The organism is Microcoleus sp. AT8-B5 (assembly GCF_036705565.1).
Taxonomy (GTDB): domain Bacteria; phylum Cyanobacteriota; class Cyanobacteriia; order Cyanobacteriales; family Microcoleaceae; genus Microcoleus.
Genome location: NZ_JAUBUY010000036.1, coordinates 46,526 through 67,803 on the forward strand (window position 1 = coordinate 46,526; position 21,278 = coordinate 67,803).

13 protein-coding genes are annotated in these 21,278 nt (G+C 43.9%); 7 read left to right on the forward strand and 6 right to left on the reverse strand.

All coding sequences use genetic code 11. The features are described from left to right. Window positions 1–3: 3 nt before the first annotated feature. Together QUB39_RS21710 and QUB39_RS21715 are read left to right on the forward strand one after the other, a co-directional pair. Entirely contained in the window at window positions 4–1,812 is a 1,809-nt protein-coding gene (locus QUB39_RS21710; protein ID WP_333053894.1) for a PAS domain-containing sensor histidine kinase, read from the forward strand. Window positions 1,813–2,127: 315 nt separating this feature from the next. Continuing rightward, window positions 2,128–2,625: a hypothetical protein gene (locus tag QUB39_RS21715; RefSeq protein ID WP_333210879.1), complete on the forward strand. Its 498-nt coding sequence runs from the start codon at window positions 2,128–2,130 to the stop codon at window positions 2,623–2,625. A 176-nt stretch (window positions 2,626–2,801) separates the two neighbouring features. Here QUB39_RS21715 and QUB39_RS21720 read toward each other — a convergent pair whose 3' ends face one another. Beyond that, window positions 2,802–2,948 (reverse strand): hypothetical protein, encoded by a 147-nt coding sequence (locus QUB39_RS21720; protein ID WP_333053892.1) that lies wholly within the window; start codon window positions 2,946–2,948, stop codon window positions 2,802–2,804. A 452-nt stretch (window positions 2,949–3,400) separates the two neighbouring features. Here QUB39_RS21720 and QUB39_RS21725 point away from each other — a divergent pair, with 452 nt between their 5' ends. After that, window positions 3,401–4,624, forward strand: coding sequence for a tetratricopeptide repeat protein (locus tag QUB39_RS21725; protein WP_333053891.1), 1,224 nt, complete (start codon window positions 3,401–3,403; stop codon window positions 4,622–4,624). 242 nt (window positions 4,625–4,866) lie between these two features. Here the strand turns inward: QUB39_RS21725 and QUB39_RS21730 are convergent, their stop codons facing one another. Beyond that, on the reverse strand, window positions 4,867–10,455 hold the full coding sequence (locus QUB39_RS21730) for a protein kinase domain-containing protein (protein ID WP_333210876.1): 5,589 nt from the start codon (window positions 10,453–10,455) through the stop codon (window positions 4,867–4,869). Between the two features lie 531 nt (window positions 10,456–10,986). On the opposite strand from QUB39_RS21730, the gene QUB39_RS21735 reads away from it, so the two are divergent. The 3 genes from QUB39_RS21735 (at window position 10,987) to QUB39_RS21745 (ending at window position 15,959) form a co-directional block, all read left to right on the forward strand. Then, window positions 10,987–11,319: a hypothetical protein gene (locus QUB39_RS21735; protein WP_333053888.1), complete on the forward strand. Its 333-nt coding sequence runs from the start codon at window positions 10,987–10,989 to the stop codon at window positions 11,317–11,319. A 981-nt stretch (window positions 11,320–12,300) separates the two neighbouring features. Beyond that, window positions 12,301–14,544 (forward strand): TOMM precursor leader peptide-binding protein, encoded by a 2,244-nt coding sequence (locus QUB39_RS21740; protein WP_333210874.1) that lies wholly within the window; start codon window positions 12,301–12,303, stop codon window positions 14,542–14,544. An 8-nt stretch (window positions 14,545–14,552) separates the two neighbouring features. Continuing rightward, complete coding sequence (locus QUB39_RS21745; protein ID WP_333210872.1) at window positions 14,553–15,959, forward strand: SagB family peptide dehydrogenase; 1,407 nt, start codon at window positions 14,553–14,555, stop codon at window positions 15,957–15,959. A 275-nt stretch (window positions 15,960–16,234) separates the two neighbouring features. Here the strand turns inward: QUB39_RS21745 and QUB39_RS21750 are convergent, their stop codons facing one another. The 3 genes from QUB39_RS21750 to QUB39_RS21760 all read right to left on the reverse strand — a co-directional run bounded on the left by QUB39_RS21750 (window position 16,235) and on the right by QUB39_RS21760 (window position 19,534). Then, window positions 16,235–17,083: an FAD-dependent oxidoreductase gene (locus tag QUB39_RS21750; RefSeq protein WP_333210870.1), complete on the reverse strand. Its 849-nt coding sequence runs from the start codon at window positions 17,081–17,083 to the stop codon at window positions 16,235–16,237. Between the two features lie 59 nt (window positions 17,084–17,142). Next, window positions 17,143–18,225, reverse strand: coding sequence for an HNH endonuclease (locus QUB39_RS21755; protein WP_333210868.1), 1,083 nt, complete (start codon window positions 18,223–18,225; stop codon window positions 17,143–17,145). 436 nt (window positions 18,226–18,661) lie between these two features. After that, window positions 18,662–19,534, reverse strand: coding sequence for an S-methyl-5'-thioadenosine phosphorylase (locus QUB39_RS21760; protein WP_333053880.1), 873 nt, complete (start codon window positions 19,532–19,534; stop codon window positions 18,662–18,664). 209 nt (window positions 19,535–19,743) lie between these two features. Between QUB39_RS21760 and QUB39_RS21765 the strand changes: the two genes are divergently transcribed. Beyond that, the gene (locus QUB39_RS21765) at window positions 19,744–19,950 is read left to right on the forward strand and encodes a hypothetical protein (RefSeq protein WP_333053879.1); all 207 of its coding nucleotides are present in this window, start codon (window positions 19,744–19,746) and stop codon (window positions 19,948–19,950) included. A gap of 144 nt (window positions 19,951–20,094) precedes the next feature. Here QUB39_RS21765 and QUB39_RS21770 read toward each other — a convergent pair whose 3' ends face one another. Further along, window positions 20,095–20,934, reverse strand: coding sequence for a Tab2/Atab2 family RNA-binding protein (locus QUB39_RS21770; protein ID WP_333053877.1), 840 nt, complete (start codon window positions 20,932–20,934; stop codon window positions 20,095–20,097). Between the last annotated feature and the right edge of the window lie 344 nt (window positions 20,935–21,278).

Sequence of the window (21,278 nt, forward strand, 5' to 3'; positions counted from 1 at the left end):
GATATGAAGTCTTTGGGCAAGGCAAAATCAGTTCAGGCATTAACAGTTTACGAGGTGTGGCGCGATCGCTTCCTCCGAGATCGGCTGCGCCCTGCTGTCGGAATTGCCATCTTTTTTGCCTTCACAATAACGGTCTATTTTGTGGGCGAAAGATTCTTAGCTCGCCAGGAGTTTGAAAGTGTTTATTTGTACACTAGCGCTGCTGTAGAATTGGGTTTGTTGACCTGTTTTGTATTGCAAAAAACCTCCTTTGGACAGCGCTATCCCGGTTTGCTATTTTTGGGTTTTTCGTGGTCGCTGACGGTGGTTGTACAGATTGGGCTAGCTGTCGCACAAGTCGGGGACTTACCAATTTTTACCTGGAGTTTAGCGTTTCTGATCCAAGCTACGCTGATGCCCGTCCGCTGGCGCCTCCACCTAATTTCTCAACTCGGCGTTTTGTTTTGCCACGTCGGGATAAATTTGGTTTTAAATCTAAGTTTTGCTAAGTATACTGCTTTTAAGTTGACCGGGTTGTACTTGTATTTGTTTTGGTTTTGTTTGATTTGCGATTTGTCGGTTTATTGGTACGAATGTCTGCAACGGAAAGAGTTTAGTACCAGGCGTGAGTTGGAATCTGCTTACCAGCAGTTGGAGGCGGCGGAGGCGAAGTACCGCAGCATTTTTGAGAATGCGGGCGAGGGGATTTTTCAAAGCACTCCCGATGGTCGTTATATTACTGCCAATCCAGCTTTGGCGCGGATTTACGGCTGCGATTCCCCGGAAGAAGTGACGACAAAGTTTACTGATATTGAGCGGCAGTTGTACGTCGATCCGGCTCGCAGAAATGAGTTTTTGCGATCGATCGAGGAAAGCGGCACAGTATCGGATTTTGAATCTAAAATTTACCGCTGTGACGGCAGTATTGTCTGGATTTCCGAGAAGGCGCGGGCGGTACGAGACAGCAGCGGCGCCCTGCTTTATTATGAGGGTTTAATTGAGGATATCACGCAGCGCAAACAAGCACAAGAATCGCTACGGCTGTTTATCCACGCTCTTTCTCACGACTTGCGAAACCCGGTAGCGGGAATGTTAATGGTACTGAAAAATTGGCAAACGAAAACCGGGGATTCGATCGCAATTCCCCGTTCTATTTTGGAGCGGATGATTCAAGGTAGCGAGCAGCAATTGCGCTTGATAAATTCGCTGTTGGAAGTTCACGCCGGGGAATTGCGCGGTTTGGTTTTGCACTGCGAATCGGTTGACTTGAAAGCGATAGTTGAAGCTGCTGCGACAGATTTGGAACCTTTAATGAATGAGGGTAAAGCTACTTTTAAAAATTTATTGCCGGATGATTTGCCAGCCGTGAATGCGGACAAAACTCAGTTGTGGCGTGTGTTCTCTAATTTAATAGCTAATGCTTTGAAACACAATTTTCCGGGACTGAATTTAACTGTTTCTGCTCAAGTAATTAATGGGGAAAAATTAACTATAAATCAAAGCACAGCAAAACAAAACATCGACAAATTACCGATTACTAATCCACAATCCCCCATTACCAATTCCCAATCCCCAATCCCCAATCCCGGAAGTAGGATGATTTACTGTACCGTGAAAGATGACGGGGCGGGAATATTGCCGGAACAGTGCGAACATCTTTTTGACCTTTACGTTAGGGGCGATCGATCCCGACACTCCGTTGGTTTGGGTTTGGGTCTATATCTTTGTCGGCAAATTATTGGTGCTCACGGCGGCCAAATAGGGGTAATTAGCACTCCCGGTGCTGGGGCAAGTTTTTGGTTTACTTTGCCCCTGGCTGAGAATTTTAGGTAATTTTTTGGTATTTTAAATTACATTTAATCTAGCAATTGTGCCAAATATTTAGAACGTTATTAATTGCTGAAACCATTGCCAAATATGCTTCTTCGTTCTGCAGTGGCTATACTTGTGTTGTGCCGTCGCAGGTTCTTTTTGAGTGCTTCAAGCCAAATCTATCGCTCGGAATATTGCGCTCGGACTATTGATATTAATTTAAAACCGTGGTATAGTGACCCAAATGTTTTTAAAGGAAAAAATAAATTTCCGATCTTCACATTTTCTTTAGAAACATCATTTAATCTAGAAAATCTCTAAAACTAGATAAAAAATATGCAATTTATGTTTGTCGAGCAAAGCTCAGAAAATACAGCTAAAGACGATGCAGCTAAGTACGACTCAGCTAAATATAACGAGCGGTCGTTCTCAACTTTAATTCGGGCGCTCCGTCTTTCCCAAGGTTACTTTTCTTTCGTTTTAGTCAACTGCAACTCGCTAGCTTTGCGGCAGCAAATAGTCGATCGGCTGCAAGCAAATTGTCCCGTGAAACCGCGACAACTGTTTTTGCCCAAATCGGCGACAACTCTCTACACGACAATCGCAGCAGAAATAGATGGCGAAAAGCCTCCAGCTTTAATGCTCCTCGGTTTGGAATCCGTGGAGCCGATCGATCGATTGCTCGTTTCTACCAACCTATTATGCAGCGAATTCAGCAAAAAATTTTCCTTTCCCCTCGTCTTTTGGGTGACGGATGAGATCCTGAGAAAAATCATTCGCACCGCCCCGGATTTATACAATCGAATGACGACAATTAGATTTATCAGTAATTAGTAATCAGCCCATCGATTTTAGATTTTAGATTTTAGATTTTAGATTTTAGATTTTTAACAGTCAACAGCCCATCGATTTTAGATTTTAGATTTTAGATTTTAGATTTTAGATTTTAGATTTTTAACAGTCAACAGTCAACAGTCAACAGTCAAAAGCCAACTGTCAACTCTCAACAGTCAACTGTTAAATTCCGCTTCCCAAATCAGGACTAATTCTCGCGCCGCCGCAGTTCCCTCAGCAGGAAAACTTGCCAAAAAGTCTTTATCAGCCCCCACGTCGTAAGGCCCTTCCTTAAACTCCAAAATCACAGTATCCTGTGTCAAAGCTACTAACGTTTGACACTCTCCGGGCTAAAGCCACGGAGATTCTTAAGACTTAAGTCTTAAACGCGCTGTCAAATCGCATCTACACGCTCGAAACAACTACTTGGACGAGAAGTATTGCTGTTGCGCTTACTTTTGTTTTTAGATCGCTTTCTGATTCCATCAATAATCCAGTTAGGTACGCTCAACGACTCACTATTACGTGTTTGGACAGGCTCGGCATTGCCGAGTAGCGATCCAACCCAGGAGTTTCACCTTATGAAATCGTTTCAACACGTAGATGGTTGTTCTTACTTGCCTGTCTAAATTATAAACTTTAGCTGAGGATTTATTAGATATTTTAACAAAGTTTTATAATTAAAGCCGTCAAGCTTATGACGGGGCTTCAAACCCAATTTTTTGGTGAACAAATGGGCTAGTCTGGGATCATCGTTATCAGCATCTCTTGACACATGGAAATCGCAACTCAGGTGCGTATCACTAAGGCAATGCGTTTGTCAAGTATCTTTAGAAAAAGTATTAGCCCGATCGCCCTTTTGACTATTCTAGTCTGCGCCAATACCGTTTTTGCATCTGAACCGACGGCGGCACTGTTGGTTCAGCAGCAATTCTCACAGCAGCAACTTAAAGAAGAAATTCGCGATCGAGTTCAAGAAGAAGTTGACATTGCCTTCGGGCGCACGGCGGTACTGCTTAACGGGCTGGTAATTGCCCTAACTTTGTTTCCGGCAGCAGCCGGAGTCGGGGTTTGGTTTCTGTTGAGCAAATTGTCCAAGCAGACAACAATTGCCCGCCAAGAAATTGAAAGTCTCCATTACGATACAATCTCTCAATTAAAACTATTAATTTCCGACGCTGAAACTATCTTAGGCGAAATTCAACACCAAAATCACTCGGCAGAGGCAGAAACAGACCTTTTATTCCCCGATGCCCAAATTCAAGAATTTGCTCCGGTTAACTATGGCAATTACCAACAGCTATTGACGGCCGCCGACTATGCTAAACAGGGAGATGCTTGTTTCTTTGAAAACCGTTATCAAGATGCGATCGCAGCTTACGATCGGGCCCTGCAAATTCAGCCGGATTTAGCCGATACTTGGAATAACCGAGGAGTAGTGCTCACAAGAATGCAGCGGTATCCAGAGGCGATCGCCTCCTACGAACAAGCTACTACAATTCGCCCCAATTATCCCGATGCTTGGAACAATCGAGGCGTGGTATTGTTGGAGTTGCAGAAGTACCAGGAGGCGATCGGCTGTTACGAACAGGCAATTCAAGCCAAACCCGATTATGCCGATGCTTGGAACAACCGAGGCGTTGCGTTTTCCAAAATGCAGGAGTACGAACAAGCAGTAATTTCTTACAATCAAGCCCTACAAATTAAAAATGATTATACTGACGCTTGGAACAATCGAGGCGTTGCACTCTCCAAATTGCAAAAATACGAAGCTGCGATCGCATCCTACGACAATGCGGCTAAAATCCGGCCTGACTTTTACAGAATTTGGTACAACAAAGCCCGATGTTATGCACTACAAGGTAAAATTGAATTAGCCATTGAAAATTTAAAGCGCGCCCTCAATCTCAATCCCAATGTGTGTAAAGAGTTGGCAAAAAGTGAAGCTGATTTGGAGAAGATTCGCGAACACGACGCATTCAAGCAGTTGATTAATTGATCGGAACTAAGTAGATGAGTGGGAAAATACATACAGCCTATTCCAGGTTTATGGAATGTAGGGACAAAGGTTTTCGCCGTTTCCCTACGGAGATATGACGCTAGGCGGGGGTACTTCATAAGCGTGGAATCTGCTGTAATACCAATTTTAAAAAAGAATGCAACAGTATTCTTCTTCCCCCCGCAATGCAGCGGGGGGCTAGGGGGGGTCGAAGAGTGTTGCACGATTTTAGAGAATTAGTATTACTTCTGTTTGATTACTACCAAAGTAATGTCATCAAATACTTTTTGCTCCCCGATGTATCGTCGCACGTCGTCAATAACCGCTTGCTTGATTTCTGCTGCTGACAGTTCCCTGTTAAGGACAACAACTTCAATCAATGGCTCGATACCGTATTGATTTTTCTTCATATCAAAAGCTTCGGTAATTCCATCTGTGTAGAGTATGACAACATCCCCCGAATTCAACTGTATTTCAGTAGAAGCAATGAAATCGGCAATATCTGCTTCCAAGGCGATGGGAAACCCTAACTCGATGGTATCAATCCGCTCTACTTCGCCGCCGTCACGAACGACAATCACCTCTTCGTGCTGTCCGCTCAAATGCAGGGTGTTGTCCCGATATTCTAGCAAAGAAAGGCTCATATTTTTACCGGAATCCATGCGCTCTACGTTATCAAAAAGCGTTTGGTTGACTGTCTGTAATAATTTAACGGGGTCGGTTTCCTTGTGAACCAGCAAAGTGCGAATTGCTGTTTGCGCCATAATCATTAACACGCCGCTTTCTAAACCGTGTCCTGTCACGTCGCCGATCCCAATGGTGGCTTTACCGCCGTGATTTAGTACGTCGTAGTAGTCGCCACCAACTTCATCAGCCGGTTCCATGAATGCAGCAATTTCTAGCCCTGCAATTGACTCTAATTCCTGCTGTTGAGGCAAAATCATTTGTTGCAGGCGGCGGGTTACGTCTAGTTCGGCACTCATGCGAAGGTTTTCTACTTTTAGCCGTTGGTTCAAAACCAATATTTCTTTATTAGCTTGGGCTAATTGTGCGGTGCGTTCTTCTACTTTTTGTTCTAGGGTTTGATAAAGTTGGGCATTTTCTAAGGCGATAGATGCCTGGGAAGATAGGAGTTTTAAAACTTCTATTCGCGCTGGGGTAAATACTTTTTCTGCTAGGTTGTTTTCTAAGTAAACTACGCCCATGAAGCGACCTTGATTGATGATGGGAGTACAGAGTATGGATTTGGTTTGATGGGCAACAATATAGGGGTCTGCGGCAAACATTGCCTCGGTGGTAGCATTGTTTAAGACGGCAGGTTTTTTGGTTCTTTCAACATAGTTGATGACGCTCATGGGGAGGATTTCGGGGAGGGGCAGATGGGGGATTTGTGAGAGGGTGATGTTGTCGCCTTCGACTTGTCCGACGGCTTCTACGGTGAATGTGTTTGAGTGTTTGAGCAGCAAATATCCGGTTTGTGCGCCGGCATTTTCTATGGCGATTTTGATTAGTTTTGCTAGCAATTCACTGAGGACTATTTCACTGGAGATGGCTTGGGCGGCTTTGAAGACGGAGGCTAAGTCAAATCCTTCTGAATTGCCGGTACTGGTGATGATGGTGGCTAAGGTGAGACTGGTTTCTGCGGGTTTTTGAGCGTTGATTTTGGCGAAGAATTGCGGATATCGGGTTTCTAAGTCTTTGACTTTGGCTTTGGCTCCCCAGCGGATGTAGCAGTAGTATGCTTCTAGTAGGAAGAAGCGGGCCATGTTTTCTTGGCCGCGAGTGAGGTGAAATTCGCCGGTGAGTTCGTTGGCGAGGGCTTCTTCTTGGGTGTATTGCTGTTCTCTGGCCCCGGTGATGGCACCATCGTAGAGGGTGATGGCTGCGGGGTAGTTTCCTAAAATTCGGGCTTTTTCGGCTTCTATTAGGTCGTATTTGTGTTGGTAGTTGGCGGGGCAATTGTTCGCCCAATGTCTCATTGTTTGTTGATTGGTGGCTACTTGTTCGAGATATTCTCTCTGTTCGGTTTCGCTGACGTGGGGATATTGAGCGAGGAGGCTGAGGGAATAGTAAAAGTTGAGTTGTGCTGTAGCTATCAAGCCGCCAACAGGGGCTTTATATTTATCTGCTTGTCGAGCATTTTCAATGGCAGCTTCCCGTTCTTTAAATAAATATGAAAGGAGGGTTTTAAAAGTATATATAAAAAACAAGTTAAAATAGTTATTTATTTGTAATGCAGCTTCAAGAGACTCTTTTTCATTATATTGAGCGCCAGTTAACTCAGTTGGTCGGTTTGACTGACCTAATAGACTCAAGAAAAGTTGTCGATAGAGCTTAATACATTCAAAAGAATAAGATTGCTTTAGTTTGCCAATCAAAAATACATACTCTCTGGTTTTAACCTCAAGCAACTCTAAGTCTTTACCCGCAAAGAATACATGAAGATGATTGGTTAGAATTGCATAGCAGGCATACTCTAAGTTTCCTGTTTCTAGCCCACTATTAAAGCCCTCTTGCAAAGAATCTATGGTTTCCCTAACATGGTCTTTCCAGTGTCTAATATATGAGTTAAAGGCGTGTAGAACAATTACTTTTATCTTTTTGGCATTAAATTGCTCGAGCAATCTTAAAGATAACTGACCAACTCTATATCCTGAATCAATATTTCCCCCAGTAGTCAAAAAGATACCATAATTAACATAAATGGCAGCAACTAAGGGAGGATTGCCGTAAGTTAAGCAGAGATCGACCATTGCAAATAAAAGTCGAGATCCTAATGCAGGATTCGTAATATAAGCAGCAGAATAAACTGTTAACATAATCCGAATTGTGGCCAATTGATAAGGATCGGTCATTTCGGAAATGGCTGCTAAATCCTCAATTTGTTTGTTTTCTTCTGCCAGTTTTATAGCAATTGCATGAATCAAAATTCCGGGGTCTTCCGACATTTGAGACAGCGATATACCTAATTTTTCCAGCACTTCCAGTCCTGTTTCTATTGCTTCTGAAAACCTATCTTGAGAAATATAAGACTGAATTTTAACCTCATAAACTTTCACCATATCTAAAAGCGTTTTCGCCTCTTGCAACACAACTTCTAAAAGCTGTTCCGCCTGTTCAAAATTACCGTTTAAATATTCAGCTTCTACGGTTTCCACATAGATAGGCAGCGTCAAATCATAATCGCTTTGCCAACTATCAGCAGCAAGCAGTCCCAAACCGAGATTAAAATAATTAACAGCCGCTTCAAAGGCTGCGGATGCTTTAGCTTTTTGACCGGCAATCAAGTTAAGTTCTGCTAACAAGTTTTTGTCTGACTGTGCGGCCAGTAGCGGTAATTCCTCTGGGGTTGTCTCTATGCCAAAATTCAATTGATTAACCAGGGCAAAAATATTGTTTTTGCGTTCTTCTGCTGTGGTATTTTGGAGCAGCAACTGACCGATTTGGAAGTGAGTTGATTTCTTTTCGGTTTCGGGAATCAAAGAATAGGCAGATTGCTGCACTCTGTCGTGCAAGAATTTGTAATCTACTTTCACATCTTGCAGCCTCACTGATGCAGATTCCGACTCGACAAATACCAGGGGAATTTTGTAGGCTTCGGAGAGGGGCAAAATCAAACCCGCCTGAAGCGCCGGCCACAACTGCGCCCCCGTCACTAATTCTGATGCTTCGTTGACAATGGCTAAAATATCTAAGTTAAAAGTATTGCCAATGCAAGCGGCTAGTTTTAAGGCTTTTTGAGTAACCTCTGGTAGCTTTTGAATGTTTCTGGCAATCAGTTCGACAACGTTTAAATCGGTAATGCCAATGGCTTGGATTGCCTCGATATCCCATTGCCATCTGTCGCTGCTGGCTTCATAATGCAGCAGGCTTTCCAAGGCGAGGGTTTTCAGCAGTTGGGTTAAAAAGAAAGGGTTGCCTTGGGTTTTGCTAAACAGGAGTTGGGAAAAGGATTGAATGCGTTTGGTGGCTGCGGATTCATTGAGAGTATCGGCAATCAGTTGGCTAACATGATTTATGGCTAAAGGTTGAACGGTGATGTTGTTGAGATTTGCCCCGGATTCGCGGATTTTTTCTAAGGTTTGAACTAAGGGGTGAGTGGGGCTGACTTCGTTATCGCGATATGCTCCAATAATTAACAAAAATTGGCTGTCAGAGTCACTCATCAGCAGTTGCATCAGTTTCAGGGAGGCTGCATCTGCCCACTGTAAGTCATCTAAAAACAGGACAACGGGGTGTTGGGGCTGACAAAAGACTTTGAGGAATTGTTGAAAAACTCGATTGAAGCGGTTTTGTGATTCTGTTGGCCCTAATTGTGGCACTTCTGGCTGCGAACCGATAATAAATTCTACTTCGGGGATGACATCAATAATGACTTGGGCGTTGGGGGTGAGGGCATCTAAGAGTTGATGTTTCCAACTGGCAATTTGTCCGGCATTTTCTGTGAGTAATTGGTTAATTAAGGCTTGAAAAGCGGTGATGATGGCTGAGTAGGGAATGTTGCGGTTAAATTGGTCGAATTTGCCGGAAATGAAGTAACCGCGTTGGCGGACTATGGGTTTGTGGACTTCGTTGACAATGGCGGTTTTGCCTATGCCGGAATAGCCGGAAACTAGGATCATTTCGCTGCTGGAAGGGGAAGGGGAAGGGGAAGGGGAAGGGGTAAGAGTTGATTCCTCGGTTTGATCCCCCCCGGCCCCCCTTGATAAGGGGGGAGTAAGAGTGGAGGAGGATTCTGCTTCTGAAGCATGGTTTTGAACCCCCCCGGCCCCCCTTGCTAAGGGGGGGGTAAGAGGTGTTGGGGTAAGAGGGGATTCTGCTGGTTCTAAAGCCCCCTTAGTAAGGGGGTTGGGGGTTAGAGATGTCGGGGTAAGAGTCGAGTGGCTAATTCTTTCAAAGGCGGCTAGTAATTCTATTACTTCCTGTTCGCGGCCGTAAAGTTTTTGTGGAATCAGGAGTTGGCTACCTTTGTCGCGGGTGGCAATGGCAAAAGGTGCGATTGTTCCCGTAGCAAGCAACTGATTTAAACAACTTTCTAAGTCAAATTTTAATCCCGCTGCGCTTTGATATCTCTCTTCTGCGGTTTTGGCTAAGAGTTTCATGACGATATCAGAAATAACTTGGGGAATTTCTCTAATTTCACAAAGTGGTAAAGGCTGTTTAGCTAAGTGACAATGTATTAATTCCATCGGCTCGACCGTGGCAAAAGGTAACTGACCCGCCAGCAGTTCGTATAAAGTCACTCCTAAAGAATAATAGTCGGTTCGGTAATCTACGGAGCGGTTCATTCGCCCCGTTTGTTCTGGGGAGAGATAGGCGAGAGTACCCGCTAGTTCCGAGGGGTTGCTAACAGATTGATTTTCTTGTTGCAGGCGGGAGGATATGCTAAAGTCAGTGAGTTTGACTTCGCCTGTGGTAGAGTTAATAATAATATTAGCCGGTTTAATATCTTTGTGAATAATCGAATGGCGGTGCAAATAATCTAAGGCATCTATTAAGACAATGGCAATTCTCAGAACTTCTGTTACAGGTAAGGTTTGGTTAGTAAGTAACTGGTCGAGAGAGGAGCCGCCAAAATCTTCTAAGATTAGGGCAAAGCTATTGCGATAGTTTTCTAGGCTATAGACTTTGGTGATACTAGAACTGTCTAGGGGTTGGGCAATTTTGTATTCATTTCTGAGGCGGGTGACTTCTTCCAGAGTGGGGTACTCGGATTTAAGGAGTTTGACGATAACGGGTTGCTGGTCTGCTTCGCGGTAGCCTCGATAAACCAAACTTTTTACGCCGCTGTGAAGTTCTTGTACAATGCGATATCCGTTAAGTCCGAGCATAGTCCGTGCGCTAGTTGGTATTGTACTTGTTAGTGATATTAACCTATCGGGAGTGAAAACCACTGTATCATCAAGAAAATCCGTAAAAATTCACATTTTGCACCACGATAAAAAAGCTGTAGGGGCTGGTTCGCCAACAATATATAACGATAACCAACAATCTAAATAAACCCGCCCAACCCCACCAATCGCCGACATTAACCATAAATTTGCATCGAATATTACAATGTGGATGATGATTGTTCGTTGGCTGGGGCGGGTTTTCGAGATTGTTTGTTTTTGGCGATTATGGTTGGCGAACCCGCCCCTACAGCTTTTAGGATGATACAATTCCCAGTCAAAGGGAAATGATATTATTTCTCTTTCTCAAAAAAGGGCGATCGCCAGTTTTCTCGACTCTGAAGCCTTGGGCTTTGCCGACAGTAAGCCAGGGCGCGGTCAATAGTTGCCAATCGAAACTGTAGAGAACGCATCTGCTATACAATAACAGCAAAATCTATATTTCCCGCAAAAGGGAGCTAGGAGAAAATTATGGCTTTTCCCCAGGATTGGAGAAGTTGGGAAACACAAATAGCCCGACTGATTGGTCAAGCATGGTTGGACGAAGCTTTATATAATCGGCTACTCAACGAGCCCGCAGCCACGCTGCGAGACAATGGGTTAATTTTGGAAGATTTCGTAGAAGTCCAAGTAAATCAGGCTCCCGATGCAGTTCCCGTCCTTCGAGGTACTGAAGGGGAGACAGTGATTTACGAAATGCCCCTGCCTCCCAAACCCGATAATCTGACAGACGCAGAGATTAGCCGTTGGCTTGAGGGACGGTCTGAAAGATTCCCAGGCGGAATTATTCGGCTCAGTTGCTAAAGTCCCTTTAGCTTCCCCCAAGCTGCATCGGTAGCTTGCCAGTTTTTTAGCCCCGCTTGTTACTCGCAGCGGGGCCGCTTCAGAAGAGTTGGTGTTTCCGCAGTTGACAAGCGGATGAGGCTGTTGTACTGTATCGGCATTAATTGCCAGAACAAGATTAGGTTGATCTAACAGAGGAATATAATTATGTCAGTTTTGCAACAAGATTTGACGGCGAGCGAACAGGAAATGTCAAAGGCGATCGCCCAAGCTTGGTTAAGTGGAACTCTATAGTCACAGCGGGGTCTCTCGATGAGAATTAGCTTTTCGGGCGATCGACTATAGTTAATTTATAGATTTAAATTTTTAAGAGTATGGAAACCGTAAATATCGATCGGGCTAAAACGAAAAAGATTGAATGAGGAGGCGATCGTACAAATAGTTGATGAAACGAACGAATTGTGGTTTTCTGTTGCTAGTATTTGGGAAATAGGTATCAAAGTTGCGATCGAGATACAGCATATTCCATGTATATATGGTACACACAATCTTGTCGTAGGTAAGGTGCGTCGCCACCAGTCAATCTACAAGTTCCATTTAACTTCTCACAGCGACGCACCCTACAGAAACTTAAGCTTTTAGTCCGGCAGTCCTCTCGCTCACCCGGCAGTCCGCCAGGGGTTGAAACCCCTGTCTCATAGCGAAAGTCCTCTGAAAGAGGACTGAAGAACTGATTAGATCGGGTTCGGGTAACTGCTGATAATATTATGTCCGGTCGATCGCTAGTAATACAAACCTAACTTATTGTAATTGTGCGATCGGACATGATATTAGTCCTCTTTGAGAGGACTTTCGCTATGAGGCAGGGGTTTTAACCCCAGCCGGACTGTCGGTTGTATGTTAAGATCATTTGTTAATAATTATCAAGTATCTCAGCGAACTCGCCCCGGCTTTGATATTATCCTAAAATCTATTCAAAAATTATATTAAACACCATTCAGGATGCTCTACCAACCAAAGTTTAAAAATTGCTTCACCGTCGAAATCATCAAATCGGTAGGAGTATTCCTGATCTCCGAGTCAGATTCCTTCGTCCTCTCAGGCCACCTTTACGAACTATTAACCCCCTTAATCGACGGCCACAATACCTCCGATGAAATCGTCGCCAAACTGCGAAATCAAGCCTCACCCGCAGAAATTTACTATACCCTAGCCCTGCTAGAAAAACAAGGCCACCTCATCGAAAACGACACATCCCTCCCCGAAGAAACCGCCGCCTTTTACACTCTCTTAAACATCTCCCCCCAGCAAGCCGCATCCCGCTTGCAATCCCTGAAAGTTGCCGTCATTTCCTACAGCCAAATCCCAGCAGAAACTTGCATTAGCGCCCTAGAAACCCTCGGTATTCAAGTCTCAACCACCGCAGATATCACCCTAATCATAGCCGACGATTACCTGCAACCAGAACTGGGAGAATTCAACCAAAAATCCCTTCAAACAGGCCAACCTTGGCTACTCGTCAAACCTACAAGTTCCACAATTGCGATCGGCCCGATTTTCCACCCCGAAACCACCGCCTGCTGGGAATGTCTCGCCCAACGCCTGAGAGCAAATCGCCCCACCCAAAGCTTCATCCAGCGTCAAAATAACTACTCAAAACCCTTATTAAATCCCCCATCTTACCTACCTTCCACCTTACAAATGGGTTTAAATTTAGCCGCCACAGAACTAGCAAAATGGATTGTCCAAGGCGAAAATAAAAATTTAGAAAATACAATAATTACCTTTGACACCAAAACCCTCAAAACCACCAATCACACCATAACTAAACGCCCCCAATGCCCCGAATGCGGTCTACTTCCGCCCCAAGAAATCCAGCCCTTTGTCCTCCAAAGCCAGAAAAAAACCTTTACCGCCGATGGCGGACATCGCGGCTTTTCCCCAACCGAAACCCTGCAAAAATTTGACAGCCAAATCAGTCCCATAACCGGAGTTGTGCGCGGTTTACTCAAAGTTCCCCAAACAGCCAATGCTTTAACACCGAACTACTTAGCCGGCCACAATTTCGCTACGATGTTCGATGACTTGTACTTCCTCAAAGAAAACTTACGGGGCAGAAGTGCCGGCAAAGGCAAAACCGACGAACAAGCCAAAGCCAGCGCCTTGGGAGAAGCCATTGAGAGATATTCCGGCGTATTTCAAGGCGACGAAATTCGACAAAAAGGCAGCTATCAAACAATGGGAGAAACCGCAATTCACCCCAATGATTGCATGGGTTTTAGTGAAGTACAATATAGCACTCGCCACGACTGGAATAGAACCTGTAAAAGCTTCTTTCAAAGAGTCCCCGAACCCTTCGATGCCGGCAGAGAAATTGACTGGACACCAATTTGGTCATTAACTCATCAACGAGTCAAATATTTACCCACAGCTTACTGTTATTACGGCTATCCCAAACCCGAAAAACCCGACTGTTGGGCGGACTCCAACGGTAGCGCCGCCGGCAATACCAAAGAAGAGGCAATTTTGCAAGGGTTTATGGAATTAGTGGAGCGAGATAGCGTTGCTTTGTGGTGGTACAATCGGGTTAAAGTCCCCGCTGTTGATTTAGATAGCTTTAACGATTCCTACATTCAAGAACTCAGAAACTATTATCAAAGTATAGACCGCAGTCTGTGGGTTTTAGACCTCACCAACGATTTTAACATCCCCGTTTTTGCAGCCCTTTCTCACCGCATCGACAGAGAAATCGAAGACATTATTTTCGGCTTTGGCGCACATTTTGACCCCAACATTGCCCTGTCTCGCGCCTTAACAGAAGTCAATCAATCTTTACCCGCAGTATTAACCTTTAACAGCGATGGTAGCACCAATTACGGCGTTTCCGACGGCCTCACCGTTGAGTGGTACAAAACCGCCACCCTAGAAAATAAATCTTATTTAACGCCCGATACTTCCCAACCTTTAAAATTACTATCTGACTATCCCCACTTAGCCAGCGATGATTTAAAAGCCGACGTTGAAAAGTGCGTAAAAATAGCTGAAACATTAGGCTTAGAAACCTTTGTTTTAGATCAAACCCGGCCAGACATTGGCTTAAATGTCGTCAAAGTTATAGTACCAGGAATGCGGCACTTTTGGAAACGCTTAGCAGCAGGGCGACTTTATGACATTCCCGTGAAATTAGGCTGGCTAGATGCACCCATCCCCGAACACCAAATCAACCCATTCCCGATATTCTTTTAAGCTTAATTATGAGTGAAACCATCCCCCAAATCATCCTAACTTTTAAGCCAGAAATTTCTATAATTGAGGATGCCGAAAAAGGCTTAATTTTAAAAGCCCCCTACATCGACTTTAACCTCAACAAACTCTCTCCCGGAATTGTCGCCGCGATTAAAGTTATTTCTACCGCAGGCGCAACCGAAACAGCCCTAACTCAACTGGTAGTTTCTACCGATGGCAGTTCCGCCCTCGCTAAATTCTACTACTACCTAGAACAATTTGTCATCCTGGGTTTAGTTTACCATACCTTAGAAATAGACGGCAGTGCGATCGCTACAGCCGTCCCCATAGCCACACCCTATAAATGGCAATTATCAGACACAATTATTGATAATAACTATCAACTTTCACGCTTTGCCTATTGCCACTCAGAAAAATCACATCTTGTGGTAGAATCGCCCCTTTCCAAAGCGAAAATTATCCTCGAAGATTGGCGCAGTGCAGCTTTAATCAACGAACTTTCGCAACCTAAAGCCATCTCCGATTTAACCAAAATTCCGGGGATTTCTGAAGCCACCGCCCGATTATTTATCAGCTTTTTGTCAACTGCTGAACTGCTATCATCTGTCAACAACAATAGCAGCTTAGAACAAAGTGAAACTCTAACTCAATGGGAATTTCACGATTTATTATTTCACTCCCGCAGTCGCGGCGGCAGACATTCCAATCAGATTGGTAAAACCTTTCGATTTTTAGGAGAAATCGAACCCACACCCGTACTCAAAGCCAAACCATCCAACGAGATTATTAATCTTTATAAACCAGACATCGACAGTTTGAAACAAACAGATACACCGTTTACAGCAATTTTAGAATCAAGAAAGACAATTCGGCAACATGGAGAAAAGCCGATTACTGTAGAACAATTAGGAGAATTTCTCTATCGTTCCGCGAGATTGCGCGAGATTGTCCCCAGAGATAACATGGATTGCAGCAATAGGCCTTATCCAACCGGAGGCGCTTGCTACGATTTAGAGATTTATACTGCTATCAATTCCTGTGAAAATATTGAGGCTGGCTTGTATTATTATGCACCCCAAGAACACCAACTTTGTAAAATTTCTGGGAAAACAAAGCAGGTAGAAGCATTGCTAAAAAGTGCAGGATTGTCAGTACAGATAGAGGTAGAACCACAGATTTTAATTCTGCTATCCTCTCGCTTTTCGAGAGTAACTTGGGGCTATGAATCAATGGCCTATAGTCTTATATTAAAGCACGTTGGGATTTTGTATCAAACGATGTATTTAGTGGCAACAGCAATGAATCTGGCGCCGTCGGGGGTGGGCGGGGGAAATTCCGAGTTATTTGCAGCAGCAGCAGGATGCGATTATTTTGCCGAATCTTCGGTGGGAGAGTTTATTTTGGGGAGTCGGTGATTAGTTTCCGTTGGTGTCAACTTAAGCTGTCAGTCCGCCCAGTTCTTTCGTCCGCCCGTCAGTCCGCCAGGGAATGAATTCCCTGTCTAATAGCGAAAGTCCTCTCAAAGAGGACTAATAGACATCTCCAAAAAAGCGAGTTTTGAACAGGCAAGATGCCTGTTTCACAAGAAATATAGTCGAGGTAGAATGAGTTTTTCAGTCCTGTTCAGAGGACTTTAGCTATTAGCCAGGGACTTAAGTCCCTGGCGGTCTGGGAAACAGTAAAATGAATTTTACGACCCCAAATCATAATTGGGTGGCAACCATTCAGGCCGACTAAACTTAAAGTTTTCTTCTAACATTAATTCTGCACTATTTAGCGCTCCTTGCACCCATCCTTGCATATTTGAATAGGCTTCGCCGCAGACATAAACATTAGCAGCATGAATCGGATGCCGCATCTGTTTCATCACTTCCCAGGGCTGACAGCGGGGGTTCCAAGAGTGCCATCCTCCCCCGTAGGGATCTTTTTGCCAGTCGATATAAAGGGCGGTATAAGGTTCTGGAATATATGCTAAATTGTGTAGGGCTTTGAGTTGTTGCTGGGCCGTCCGTACCATATCCTGAGAAGGAACTAAGGGGTCTGTGGTAATAGAACCATCACTTTTCAGAAAAGCTCTCAATTCCAGTTTTTCGCCTCGTTCTCCGCGAAAAGCTGGACGTTTTTCTGGGTTATCTGGATTATAGGCCATCGTTCGCCAAAAACCCGCAGCAATATTATCAGGAAACAGACTTAATAATAGGGAGTTGTGATTGTTTGGATCGCCCCCTTGGGCGCTTTCTGTACCGAAGTAGTAACACTTTTGCATCGGCAAATCTGTAGCCGAAGTACCACCATGAATATCTAGTTCGTGCCACCAAGGAGTATGATAGCCGAGGAAAAGTTTGTAAGCGGGATCGCCGCTAACAGTTTGGATATTTTCCTGAAAAGTTGAATTGCTAAATAGGAAATTCTGCTGGTTTTCTACGGCCAACAGTTCTAGCGATCGCTTCGGCATTGCTAAAATCCGATGTTTCGCGAACACGAGGCATTCAAGCAGTTGATAAGTTAATAGCTGTAATTCTAGGCTGCGTGACCACAAATTATTTCAAATTTATCACTGATGACTAATAAAAGTCACGCGCCGAAAAATTACGCTATCTACATTCGATCTATCAATTCATCAGAAGTCACACAAAGTCTTGTGCTGTCTCGATTACTTTTGCCAATATTACACTGTTTGCAAAGAGTTTGTAGATTACTCATATCGTTAGAACCACCTTTTGAACGGGGGATAATGTGGTCAACTTCCAATAAAACTCCATCTTCCCGTGCCGATCTACCACAGCTAAGACATTTCCATTTATCTCTAGCAAGTACAGCCCACCATTTACCTGCTCTCACAAAAGAATAACTGTCTAGTTCAGGCATTTTTGAAGAATCGAAATCTTCTTCCTCGCTTTCTTCTGTTTCTATGTCATTTTCGGTATTTTTAAAAGCGAGATAAAATTCTTTGAATTGCTCAAGCCTATTTTCAAGCTGAGGTTCTCGTCCTTCACCAATAAAAATAAATGATTCTGCTAAAGCATATAAGAGGATGAATGCAATAATTAGTTCAGACAATCCTCGCCCTGGACTGACAGGAAAGTAGTATTTTGGTGATATCAACCTTATAGCTTCTGACCCTACTTCTTCAGGCACAATTGCCTGATGAAGAGGCAGAACTTCAAATTCAGGATTATACGTCGTATGTGAAATACGTGCTACCGATAATAGTGGCATTAAAACCTCGCTATACTTAGCGACAAGTTGGGAAATTCTTGCCACGTAAGCATCATCTACGCCTTGACGAAATGGCATTAGCTCAGCATGAATTGTTCCACTAGGAAATACCTTAAACGTCAGATAAGTGGGATGATGAAAGAATGGCTGTCCATTTCTCTTGAGAATTTTGAGCGGTTTGTCACCCCGTTTTGCAATAATTCCAATATGAACAAAGCCATAGTCTTTGTTCTCCTTTGCTTTATCTCGATGACTTGGAGAGTAGGCAAAAGTCATTCTCTCGTATGGATTCACATCGTAGACTAGCGCCACAACATCAAGGGTATAACGCAGTAACGTCTCTAGCCGACGGAAGAAATAATTTTGCAGTGTTGAAAGCCTGGTTTTAGTGTCAGGGATATTGAAAATTTGAGTATCCCTCTCTACAAAAATTACTTCATTAATATTGTGACTATCTGGCACGTTTTTGACTCCATGTATTTCACGAGCTATTCAATCACACCGATCGATATCTGGCTAGTTTGCTGTATTCCTAACTTGTGGTGTGAAATCCAATGTGACTTTTCCTTCGTACCTAAAATTGATAGAGATTGCTGTTTTATTAGACTAAGCAAGCCAAATATTTATTATAGCGAAATTTTTCGTATAGTCAACTCCTAAGTCACAAAAAGCCGAAACTTAGAATTAGATTTACAAGTTGATACAGTACGGCCCAAAAGAAGTCGTTCTATGCCAACTGTTCTCACACGAGAGGAAGTTATAGCAATTATTCATCATTTATCGGGGTCATTAACTGCTCGTAAAATTACTTTCACGATTAGATAGTTGACATGACCCCGACGGATAGTATGCGCTAGCTCAAGATTGTGGCATTTACTGGCGCGAAACGGATGACTAATTACAAATACTTCTGCAACAACAAACCCATTTTCTCCTTAGTTGAGGCCGGCACTTGATCCAGCCGAGTCAGAATTGCATATTTCAACGCAGAATGTGCATCAGAAACAGGTGGATTTTCTGTTAGTCTACGGACTGTTTCTTGAATGACTTTTTGAGCATTCTCTGCATTTCGGTGCAAATTTGCTATTACCATTTCTACTGTTACGCTGTCGTGTTCGGTATGCCAGCAGTCGTAGTCTGTGACTAATGCTAAAGTTGCGTAGGCAATTTCAGCTTCTCTAGCTAATTTTGCTTCCGGCAAATTTGTCATCCCAATGACTGTGGCATCCCAACTGCGGTAAAGGTTTGATTCTGCTTTTGTGGAAAATGCGGGGCCTTCCATGCAGACGTAAGTGCCGCCCCGGTGGAGGTTAACGTCGGGGAGGTTCAAGGATTCGATCGCACTTGCTAACACTTTAGCCAATTCGCCGCAAACCGGATCGCCGAATGTGATGTGACCGACTATTCCTTCTCCAAAAAAGGTAGAAACTCGATTTTTTGTGCGATCGATAAACTGATCCGGCACTACCATATCTAAAGGTTTCGCCTCTGTTTTCAGGGAACCAACCGCCGACGCTGAGATTAAATACTCAACTCCCAAACTCTTCATTGCATAAATATTTGCGCGATACGGCACTTCTGATGGCAAAAAAGTGTGGTTGCGGCCGTGTCTAGCCAAAAATGCTACCGGCGTACCGTCCAATGTTCCCACAATTGCGGCATCCGATGGCGATCCAAAAGGTGTATCAATTTTCACCTCTTCAATATCCTTGAGGGCCTCCATTTTATACAAACCGCTGCCGCCGATAATTCCGATTTTTGCTTGTGCCATTTTTACCCTCTGCTTGAGTTTTACCACAGTGATTCTATCGGGCCAGAGTTAAGTTGACGTAAAGATAATTAAAGATTTCGTGACAAAAGTCACCCTGCATACACTATTTTGTCACTAAAATTATGTGATCTTAATCACTAAGTAGCTTCACAAAATCTTTAAAAATAAAGATACACAGTTCTGTTATCAACTTTTAGCGTGTGAAGACCATGACAGTCAGCTCTGCTAACCTCCCCAAAATCTCGATCGAGGCGATCGTCGATCGCATCTTTGCTTTCCGTCAAATTACCCCCCTTGACAGACGGCTGCTGAAATCAGCAATGCTAGCCCAGAAAGGTCTGAACGAAAAAGACCAGTGTCACATCAACCGAGTTTGTCAGGGCATCCAAAACGGCTTGATTTTAGTTGTAGAATAAATTTGCAGCACTATCTCTTGCGAGCTCAACAAGCTGTTTGAAAATTTGTGTCTGAGTCTGTATCTGCTAAAACTGCGTTCGAGCGCTGTTTTACTATTTTTCGGCGAGCGATTTATCAACATCACAAATAATATTATTTACATCTTATCGATCGAGATTCAACAGCCAAAAGCCTGTATAAGTCATGCCACTATCATCGGGCTGGACTAACAAAAAATGTAATCCTTTACTTAATTGCTTGCGCTGTTGGTAAATTTGGGCCGCGGCTTTCACCTCGCTATCTTCAAAAGTAGCCACAACCCACCTATCTACTAACCCAGCTTCCAATATCAATCCGTCTGGTTCTCCAGCAATATAATTCAAAGCAAAAGGTTTGGCATCTTGAAGCCATCTAGCCAAGCGCATAGACTGGCGTCCACCGTCAATAACAACTCCCGGTACGGGTACTGTTGAGGCCAAGCCCAAATTCAGCGGTAACAGTAATTCTGGCATTTCCAAAATTGGCAAGGGACGCCCTTGGAAAGCATCTTCAATGTCGCCGGCGGGTAGGGAAGCAAAACGCCAGCCATCGCCCCAGAGGTTTTCGGGTAAGGGTACGGGCGGCGGCGAGTCAAGGGCGATCGCACTGTAAGTTTCACCTGTATAATTAGGCATACTCAAATATTCTTTTGCGCGTTGTTGCAGCAGCAATTTGAGAGCAGCAGTGCGGCGAGTCGCTTCCACCTTGACACCCAAAACTTTGCCCGCAGCCTCAATTAAGCCCAGAGACTGAGGCCTAAATACTTGAATTAAATCTGGCAAATTCTGGGTTTGAGCTTGCTGCTGCAACTGCGAGGCTAGCCAATTAGAATTTGCGTCCCCCTGGCTGCAAACAGCGCTAAATTGAAAACTGCCTTCCGATTCGCAAATTAAGAGTTCCCACAGTGGTTTACCAGTTTCGTCTTGGAGAGGGCGGCGGTAAAAATCGGCTTGCCAAATACGCATAAATAATTAAAATTCAAAATCTACAACTCGATCATTTTAATATAGCTTGGGGACAATCCGATACAATACCGAAATCTGAAAAAAAACTTCTAGCTATATATTCTCAGTTCATAGTTGAGTTTTATTTCTACTAACACCAGTTAAAAATAATGCAACTGTAGGTCCGCGATCCCAACCGTGACAGTCATCAGTCATCCCCTATTTTCTCATCTAAAATCTAAAATCTAAAATGGTATAAAGGCTCCCTTAGCCATTTTCCATTAGGATCGCGAATTAAATAACTTATAATTTTAATTGTTATTGTGGGATGGGCGTCCCGCCCGTCATGAGTGGACGGGCGGGAC